Below are 8,740 nucleotides of genomic sequence, written 5' to 3'. Positions count from 1 at the left end.
GAATTGACTACTATATTTTGTCACAAGAAAAGCCCCACAATCATTAGACTTACTTGTCTAACAATTGTAGGGCACTTCATTGCTTGAAATTTTTGGGAGCTTCTTTATTTTGTTGGCAGTCAATATTGTCATTAATTTTTTGAATTCTTCATGGAATTCTTCTATTGTTCAGTCAGGCACCTATGAAGCGTTAGGCATGATGATTGGCAGAGTTATATTGGATATGTTGCTGTCGATCAGTCTGATCATGGTGATTTTCTTCAGGCCACTGAGAAATAAGAAGTGGTGGTCAAGCGTCTAGCTGTTTGCAAACTAAAGTTTCCGGTTTCCGTTCCAAAAATTTACGCACTTTTTACAAATAATCTATCAGTTATTTACAACCAACCATTACCCTTAAGATGATTCATGAATGGTTATCAGGGACTAGTTGAAAGATGGTGAAACTGATGTCAACGATGATTAACGAAATCAAGCATACCCCCAAGTTGGGTTGGGAAATTGCGTTCGCCGTATTGTTCATTATTGCCATTCTGATAAGCATTTCTTAGTTATTATATTTTGGGAGGTTTAGTCATGATCACTAAACGGAAATCGGTTTTACAGACAGTCATTAAGAGTGCCTTTGTGTTCACTTTATCAGGGGCGGCGTTATTTGGTGCGGAAACGAATACGCAGGCCAGTAGTTCTAATGATGATTCAAGCCTTACAAAAACGTTAGCACCACAGGCTGCATCATACGGGTACTTCGTTGATCAGTATCAGCAGAACATCAAAACGAACACGACACCGGAAACCAATCCGGCAATTGCGCTATTCAACAACACGTTCCTAAGTTATTGGGATCCGACAACCAAGACTGCAAAGAATGCAGATCTTTTAAAAGAGAATCTCGATAAATCAGTCCAGATATCAAATGGGGCATCTCAAGCAGAGATTGACCGCTCCTACCTCACTGATCGCCGAGATCTTCGCTATAATTTGATCAGTGGCTTTGGGCCATATGCTAACGCATTCATTAAGGATGCTGGTGCCCAGACTGATTTTAATTCCGTTCCCGATGCCCCGCTCCCCGCTGACTCACCTTATAGTTCGATGAAGTGGGCGGATGAGAATTCTAAATTGGGTTCGGTGGTCAAATTAGTTGATACTGCCGAAGATTCTGACTGGTCCGGAACCGGAACCCCCAAGGCATACATTCAATTTACCCGGCCTTATCGGCAAAGTAGCCAGGTCAAAGTTAATCCATACCTCGCAAACGTCATGGCTGCCGCTAAGCAAAATGATTACGATTTTCCAAGCGGGCATACCACTGCCGCCTTTGAAACTGGGGAAACCCTTGCTTATACATTTCCCCAACGCTATCAACAATTAATTACCCGTTCTTCAGAAGTCGGTTATGACCGAGTCCTCGCTGGTCGGCATTCACCATTGGCTGTCATGGGTGGTCGGGTAATTGGTACCGCAATGACTGCCGCAACTTTGAATGATCCAAATAATCAACAATTGGCTGACCAAGCTTACAAGGATGCGCAGGCTAATTTGCCAAGTCAAAAGGATTCAAGTGCCCAAGATTCATTCAGTGATTATCAAAAGAACCTTGAGGATTACACTTATCGCTTGACCTATGGCTTCTCACCAATTGGCGACACGACCAAAGCAATGGTTGTGCCAAAGGGGGCTGAAGTTCTCCTCAAGACAAGATTGCCATATCTGTCAGACATCCAACGGCGGGAAGTTCTTTACACGACTGGCTTGCCATCCGGTTACCCAATGGGCGATGATACCGAAGGCTGGGGTCGTTTGAACCTCTTTAAGGCCGCTAACGGGTTTGGTGAATTACTTACCAACACGACGGTTAACATGGACGCCTCCAAGGGTGGCTTTAACGCCAACGATACTTGGAAAAACAATATTTCCGGTAAGGGCGGCTTGACCAAGGAAGGTTCCGGCTCATTAGCATTACTTGGCAAGAACAGTTATCAGGGTGGCACCACTGTTAAAGGCGGCTCACTGGTTGCTCAAAACGAATCCGCTTTTGGTAATGGCAGTTTGAACCTAACTGACGGAACTGTTAAGTTGGATTCACGGGCTGTCACCGTTAAGGGCAATTACACCCAAGCAAACAGGGGAACGTTGAACTTGGCAGCTAATGACAAGGTTGCGGTTTCCGGTTCTGCTAAGCTGGGTGGTAAATTAGTGCTGAGTTCAGCCAAGGATCTTAAGTCTGGAACGAAGATCTTGTCATTTAAGAGTCACTCCGGCAAATTTGCCCACGTTCAAGGATTACCAAAGGGTTGGCACTTAGACTACACTAAGAAGAACGTGCAAGTGGTTAAATAAACAAGCATTTGCACACTTTTGCCAAATTATTTTCATAAATTGGTTGACATCTGGATGTAAAGGTAATAATATTAGTCTCAATCAAAGAACATTAGAGTTTGCTAAGACAAGGAGAGTAATTTCTTAGGACTTTTTTCAGGGAGAATCGGGTAAGTGTGAACGATTCAAAAGCCTAAGCAATGAAAGTAGCCTTCGAGCGACAAATGCGAACAGTATTGTGAGTATTTGTTGGGAGCGCCCATTACAGCGCCAGTGTATCGCTGAATTTAATTTGGCCGTACATGGTGAGGTAGCAGTTGTGAGGCTGTTGCGAATTTGGGTGGTAACACGTGTAAACGTCCCTTGAAGTCATATCGATTTCAAGGGACGTTTTTTTGTACAGAAAAGAGGGCATTTAAATGAGAAAATTATTATTTGAAGCAAAATCGGGCGGGATTGTCCGAGTTACCGAATAACGCAGGGCTTTGATCATAAGGATCGGCCCTTTAGAACGCATTTCGACACGATTAACCGGAAATTTCAATTATTTATTTTATACGAGGAGCGGTCATTATGGAAACAAAATCAAAGAAATTAACGTTTAAACATTATCTGATTATTGGCTCGATGCTTTTTGGGATGTTCTTCGGGGCTGGTAACCTGATCTTCCCGATCCATTTAGGTCAACTGGCTGGTGCTCACTGGGTTAGTGCCGGCATTGGCTTCTTACTTACCGGGACCCTGTTACCTTTGTTAGCGATTATTGCGATTGCTGTTACCCATAGCAATGGGATCTATGATCTAGCCAAGCCCATCGGCAGCAAGTACGCCACTTTCTTCATGGTAATGGTTTGCGCCACCCTTGGACCGTTGTTTGCCACTCCCCGAACGGCTACCACACCCTTCCAAATCGGCTTTGCAACTCACTTAACTCCATCGCAACAACCGATGTGGTTATTCATTTATTCACTGATTTTCTTTGGAATTACCTTCTGGGCATCCAGAAAGCCCTCAGGCATTTTAAATTCGATTGGTAAATTATTGAACCCAGCCTTTCTCGCATTGTTAGCCATTATCTTTATCTTTGCATTCACTAATCCAATCAGTAAAGCATCTACGGCACCCATTACGAGCAGTGCTTATCAAAACGGTTCGGTTTTAAATGGGTTTCTTCAAGGCTATAACACCATGGATTGTATTGCCGGCCTGCTCTTTGGAATCGCCATCATCACAGCGATCCGCAGTTTAGGTCAAACCAATGCCAAAGATATTTCCATGACAACGATTAAGTCAGGTGCGTTGGGAATTGGTTTGGAAGCCATCATTTATATCGGTTTGGTATGGTTGGGCGCAACCAGCCTCGGGTCATTCAAGACTTCTATCGATGGGGGGATCGCCTTTAACCAGATCGCCAACCATTTCTTAGGAACCACCGGCGAAATCCTTTTGGCAATGATGGCAACCTTAACTTGTCTCACGACCGCAGTTGGTTTGTCGACATCATTTTCTGAAGCCTTGCATCTCAAGTTCCCCTCAATTTCATATCGAACTTGGTTAATGATTGCCACCGGCTTTTCATTTATCATTGCAAACTTTGGGCTGGATACGATTATCGCCTGGTCAACCCCAATGCTGATGTTCCTCTACCCACTGGCCATCACCCTGATTATTTTGTCAATCAGTTCACCATTGTTCAAGCATGATCGTCGCGTATACATCTGGACAACTGTTTTCACAATTATTCCATCAATTCTTGATGCCATTGCTTCGGCACCAGCCATCATCTCCAAATCAGCCATTGCTCAATCAATCTTGAAATTAGATAACTTCTTGCCAGGGGCATCACTGGGGATGGATTGGCTATTACCAGCTGCAATTGGCTTGATCATTGGTTTGGCGATTCATTTTATCGGTGAACTAATGGGCGAAAAGAGTACCCAACAAAGTTTGGATTAACGGTAACAACACATAGAAAACCACTATAATAGAAACAACACATAATCTTAAACGAAAGGAAGTTGTCGTATGGCCTTTATCGGTGCGCTCTGCTTACTGCTGGTGCTCACCACGTTGGCAGGACATTTATCAAATCGAATTGGGGTTCCATCGGTTATTGGCCAAATTGTCGTTGGAATCGTCGTCGGGCCAGCCATGTTGAACTGGATTCACTTGGATAGCATGTTGAACATGTTTTCTCAAATTGGCGTGATTATCCTCATGTTCATTGGTGGCTTGGAAAGTAACTTGAAGCTACTGCGTAAATATTTGCGCCCAGCCGTGATCGTTGCCATCGTTGGGGTCATCTTCCCGGTTGTGATGATTGGCGGCGCCACGTTGGCATTCTCGTTTTCTCCACTTGAAGCGGCCTTCATTGGCGTTGTCTTCAGCGCCACTTCAGTTTCGATTTCCGTTGAAGTATTGCGGGACTACAAAGCACTGGATACTAAAGAAGGCGCTACGATTTTGGGCGCGGCAGTTGCCGATGATATTATTGGCGTTATCCTGTTGTCGATCATGATCAGTATCATGGGAACTGAAGGCGTTAAAACTAGTGGTTCCTCGACCAACATTACTTTGATTTTTCTTGAACAGGTTATCTTCTTTGGCGGGACTTATCTCATGATTCGCTGGATTGTTCCCTACATCATGCAAATTGGCGAGCGCCTGTTGATGACCAATAGTGTCACAATTACTTCAATGGTGATTTGCTTAGGGATGGCTTGGGCTGCGGATGCCGCTGGCTTGAGTGGCGCAGTTGGTGCGTTCTTTGCTGGGATTGCCGTGGCGCATACACCTTATCGGGATACGATTGAAGTTCACATGGAGCCGATTGGGTACGCTGTGTTTGTCCCACTGTTCTTTGTCAGCATTGGCCTGAACATGTCATTTGCCCACCTTGGTAATTCAATCTTCTTCGTTGCTATTTTGACCTTCCTGGCCTGCATTAGTAAGCTATTTGGCTGTGGATTGGGTGCATTAATGAACGGCTTCAATATCCATAGCAGCTACATGATTGGTTCGGGGATGATCTCCCGGGGTGAAATGGGCTTGATTACCGCCCAGATTGGGTTTTCATCCGGTCTGCTGTCAGGGTCGTACTATTCTGACCTGATTTTGGTGATCATCTTGTCAACGATTATTGCGCCGTTCCTACTGAAACACGCAATCCATCATTTGCCAGCGGATGATAAAGCTGATCTCCCCGTGGACGTTGGTGAAGGGATTGTCGAGAATGGGCATTCTTAATTGAAGGATTTATCCGTGAAAAAAGCGATTATTCCAAAAAATAAGGAATAATCGCTTTTTTCTTTATAGGAAGGCAATCTAACGGCCATTATTGATATCTTGAGAGTTATAGTTATTGAAATACGCTCCCACAAATCAGCCAATTGGTGTCATAATAACCTTACCGGGGAATATCTATCATTCTTTATTTATAGAATCAGGGGGAAAAGCGATGAAAATATGTAATGATCAAAACAAAAATTTACGCAAGTTCTTTGTGACTGGCTTATTCAGTTTGATCGCCTTTGCAGCTGTTCTACTGGGCTGCTTAAAGGTGGTTAATGCCGCGGACGAGTCGACGTATCCGCCAGTGTCGGCTTCTGAGCTACAGTACAGTTCAAACTTTCAAAAAGGTGATGAACTGACAACTGGTAACAGTGCTCAGTTCAAGGTTAATTTCAATGCACCAGGCAGTTCCCAAGAAAGAGTGCATGCTGGGGATGTCTTCATGATTAACTTGGATCAAGATGTTTTGGAAAAAGTCACAATGGATCTATCGAGCACGACCAGTTCAGTTGACCCCAACAAAGATTTCAACTTGGTTGTGAATGGTGGATCGATCACTGTCACTGCTAAACGGGATTTGCCAAATGTGCAACAATTATCCATTGTGGTCTCAGGAACGATCAAGAGTGGGTTGGAAATAACCAAGCAGTTAGTTAACGTCCAAACTGCTTTTACGCCAAACGGTCAGGCTAAAATTGATTTTCCTGATTCATCGATATTGGTCACAAGTGGGAAATCGGATGGTGGGGGGACTACCCCATCTGACACACCGGATCAAATCTCTCACGCAGTTTTTGGTGGCTTTGGTGGCTTTCCAGATAATTCAGCTGATAAGGTCGAAAAAAACTACACTGATAACTACGTTGGGCGGACAGAAGCGACTAGTAGCGAGCTAACTCAGTTGTATTATCAACATACTCAGGACGCCATGAGTGCCTTTGGAATGATTAAGTTGCCAGTTCAGGTAGCGATGCCAAAGAGCGTTACTTGGACCCTTGAACCAACGGACGGTCATACGATTGATATGGATTCCGTTGTTCCGTGGGTCGATTCTTATGGGACTGGCGGTCTGTACCACGGCGTGAATTATGATGTGATGACCCCTGGCACATATAGTTTGACGAGAACGCCGGATGGTAAGGGCGCCGTCTTTAAGTGCTCAACGGAAGCCATGCATCCTGGCTGGTCGATTGATTTGACATTTTACACGCCGACAACTCCCTGGCAGTCAACTGTAAAGGGAACTGGAGCGGCCGATTATATTCAGATGCAAACGAGTTTGCAGTATGTTGATCAAAGCGGTGCCACTCAAACTGCCGGTTCGCACTCGGTTCAAATGCGTTACGTTAATCCAGATCAAACGGGCTATACCCCGACTTTGGATCTACGGACAAAGACGGCAGATCTTAGCAAGTCACTTGATCCTGACTTTGATTTCGTGTTAGGAACCGTTACTTCGCCGGAATTTGTGAAACAGTTTGTTGAAGATGCCCATGATCCAGCCAACCCATTAGTTGGTGACCAAACTATTGCAGCAGGCTATACGTTTACTGCAAAGTATGATGGAAGTGTATTTGATCCCGCTCATCCGGTTGATGGCACGTATACGCTGGAGATAACGGCTAAGAATGCCCAGGGTAATGAAACAACTAAGAAGACGACTTTTGTAGTTAAAAACTCTCAGGTTGTCCCACTGCCTGACAGTGCTGCGAACATTGTGATTCACTATGTCGACGTGGCAGATCCGACCCATACGATGAGAACAATTGAAGTTCCTGGTTACAACCATAAAGTTGGTGATCCAATTACAACGGTAACCCCTTCTCAAGGTGGGTTGAATCTGCAACTTTGGATCGATGAAAACATGCCGGATAGTTATCATACTGCCACTACCAGTGAACTGAAGAGTGGGCAAGTGCAAACGCCATTGCCAACGACTTGGCCGGCTAAGCAAGCGGCAATCACTTATTACATTGCTAAGGATGGCACGATTCCAAATGGTGGCGGTGGCACGACCCCAACGCAGCCGGTTACGCCAGCAACACCAAATACGCCAGCAATCCCAACAGTCACAAATCCAACCGCCACAGCTAATCCAAGTGTGGTTGCCAAGAAGGGTGAAGCCGTTTATGCTTTGAAGAAGGTTTATCTCTACAAGAATAATACTTTCGTCAAGCAAGATCGTCAGGCTGGATATGTTAGTAAGCCACGGGTTTATCGACCGATGTTTGTGGTAACGGGTTACAGTCATTCTAAGAATGGCCATCTGCGATATAAGGTTCGCGATGTCAACCACTTAACCAAGAATAAGGGTAAAACCGGGTACATCACTGCAAATTGGAACTATGTTCGCCCTGTATACTATCAAAGTAAACACAAGACGCTAACAGTGATTAATCCACGTGGTGTGAATGCATACAAGAACGTAAATCTAACTAGCAAAGTTCGCAATTACAAGTAAGGGACAGTGCTTCACGTTACCAAGTTTGTTCACCATAATTTAACGACTCGTTACGTTTTGAGTAACGGAAACTACATTACTGGAAACCGCAAACTTGTTAAGATGGATAAGCAAAAGATACCTCGATATGTCAAGGTTAAGAAGGATATTAACCGTTACGAGACGGTCAATTTGGCCAAACGTAACAAGCTCATCAAGAAAGGTACCAAGATTCGCATTAAGAATTACGATTATTCTCAGGCTAATAGTGTTACCAAACATGGTGCATTAAGGTACCGAATTGCTGGTGGTTATGTTACTGGGAATTCTAAATATGTGAAAGTTTATGATTAGCTTTTGAGTGAGTTGGTAGAAGTCAGAAAGGGTCTCAGCACTGCTGAGGCTTTTTTGTTCGCAATTTTTTTGTAAAAGTGAGATGAATCAGGAAACAATGAATGGAGCTTGGAAGATCCTTATTTTAGGGTCACCAGAACGATAATGATAACGTTTTAGCTAAGCATTAGTCTGTTGCAGTAATGCATTTGTAGTTCTATTATAAATATAAGGCTAAATAACACGCTGCTTAATAATTTATAGTGTAAGCACTAGATAACTGGACGTCTACTTCGTAGACGTCTTTTTGAGTACCATAGAATTATTAATTAAGTATGAGGTGATTCTTTATGGAAA

6 protein-coding genes and 1 other annotated feature are annotated in these 8,740 nt (G+C 43.9%); all 6 genes read left to right on the top strand.

All coding sequences use genetic code 11. The annotated features are described in order from the left end of the window. The first annotated feature begins 79 nt into the window (after positions 1 to 79). The 6 genes from KTE19_RS11895 (at position 80) to KTE19_RS14270 (ending at position 8,404) form a co-directional block, all read left to right on the top strand. Entirely contained in the window at positions 80 to 301 is a 222-nt protein-coding gene (locus tag KTE19_RS11895; protein ID WP_217342363.1) for a hypothetical protein, read from the top strand. A 272-nt stretch (positions 302 to 573) separates the two neighbouring features. Continuing rightward, positions 574 to 2,340: a phosphatase PAP2 family protein gene (locus tag KTE19_RS11890; protein ID WP_217164016.1), complete on the top strand. Its 1,767-nt coding sequence runs from the start codon at positions 574 to 576 to the stop codon at positions 2,338 to 2,340. A gap of 94 nt (positions 2,341 to 2,434) precedes the next feature. Then, positions 2,435 to 2,686: a binding site (T-box leader), on the top strand. Positions 2,687 to 2,892: 206 nt separating this feature from the next. Beyond that, complete coding sequence (gene brnQ / locus KTE19_RS11885) at positions 2,893 to 4,275, top strand: branched-chain amino acid transport system II carrier protein (RefSeq protein WP_217164014.1); 1,383 nt, start codon at positions 2,893 to 2,895, stop codon at positions 4,273 to 4,275. A 69-nt stretch (positions 4,276 to 4,344) separates the two neighbouring features. Next, positions 4,345 to 5,565 carry a cation:proton antiporter gene (locus tag KTE19_RS11880; RefSeq protein WP_217164011.1) on the top strand — a complete coding sequence of 407 codons (1,221 nt, stop codon included), beginning with the start codon at positions 4,345 to 4,347 and terminating at the stop codon, positions 5,563 to 5,565. Between the two features lie 211 nt (positions 5,566 to 5,776). Then, positions 5,777 to 8,071, top strand: coding sequence for a hypothetical protein (locus tag KTE19_RS14275; protein ID WP_347339416.1), 2,295 nt, complete (start codon positions 5,777 to 5,779; stop codon positions 8,069 to 8,071). Between the two features lie 6 nt (positions 8,072 to 8,077). Beyond that, positions 8,078 to 8,404, top strand: a complete 327-nt coding sequence (locus tag KTE19_RS14270) for a DUF5776 domain-containing protein (RefSeq protein WP_347339415.1) — start codon at positions 8,078 to 8,080, stop codon at positions 8,402 to 8,404. The last annotated feature ends 336 nt before the right edge of the window (positions 8,405 to 8,740 follow it).

The sequence above is a fragment of the Lentilactobacillus dabitei genome, from assembly GCF_019061365.1.
GTDB lineage: Bacteria > Bacillota > Bacilli > Lactobacillales > Lactobacillaceae > Lentilactobacillus > Lentilactobacillus dabitei.
Note: the sequence above shows the minus strand (reverse complement) of the source record. Positions and strands in the feature narration are given on the sequence as shown.

What these genes read in the sequence shown, in the direction of transcription:
- KTE19_RS11890 (WP_217164016.1), top strand. Translation starts at nt 574, where the DNA reads ATGATCACTAAACGGAAATCGGTTTTACAGACAGTCATTAAGAGTGCC.
- brnQ (WP_217164014.1), top strand. Translation starts at nt 2,893, where the DNA reads ATGGAAACAAAATCAAAGAAATTAACGTTTAAACATTATCTGATTATT.
- KTE19_RS11880 (WP_217164011.1), top strand. Translation starts at nt 4,345, where the DNA reads ATGGCCTTTATCGGTGCGCTCTGCTTACTGCTGGTGCTCACCACGTTG.
- KTE19_RS14275 (WP_347339416.1), top strand. Translation starts at nt 5,777, where the DNA reads ATGAAAATATGTAATGATCAAAACAAAAATTTACGCAAGTTCTTTGTG.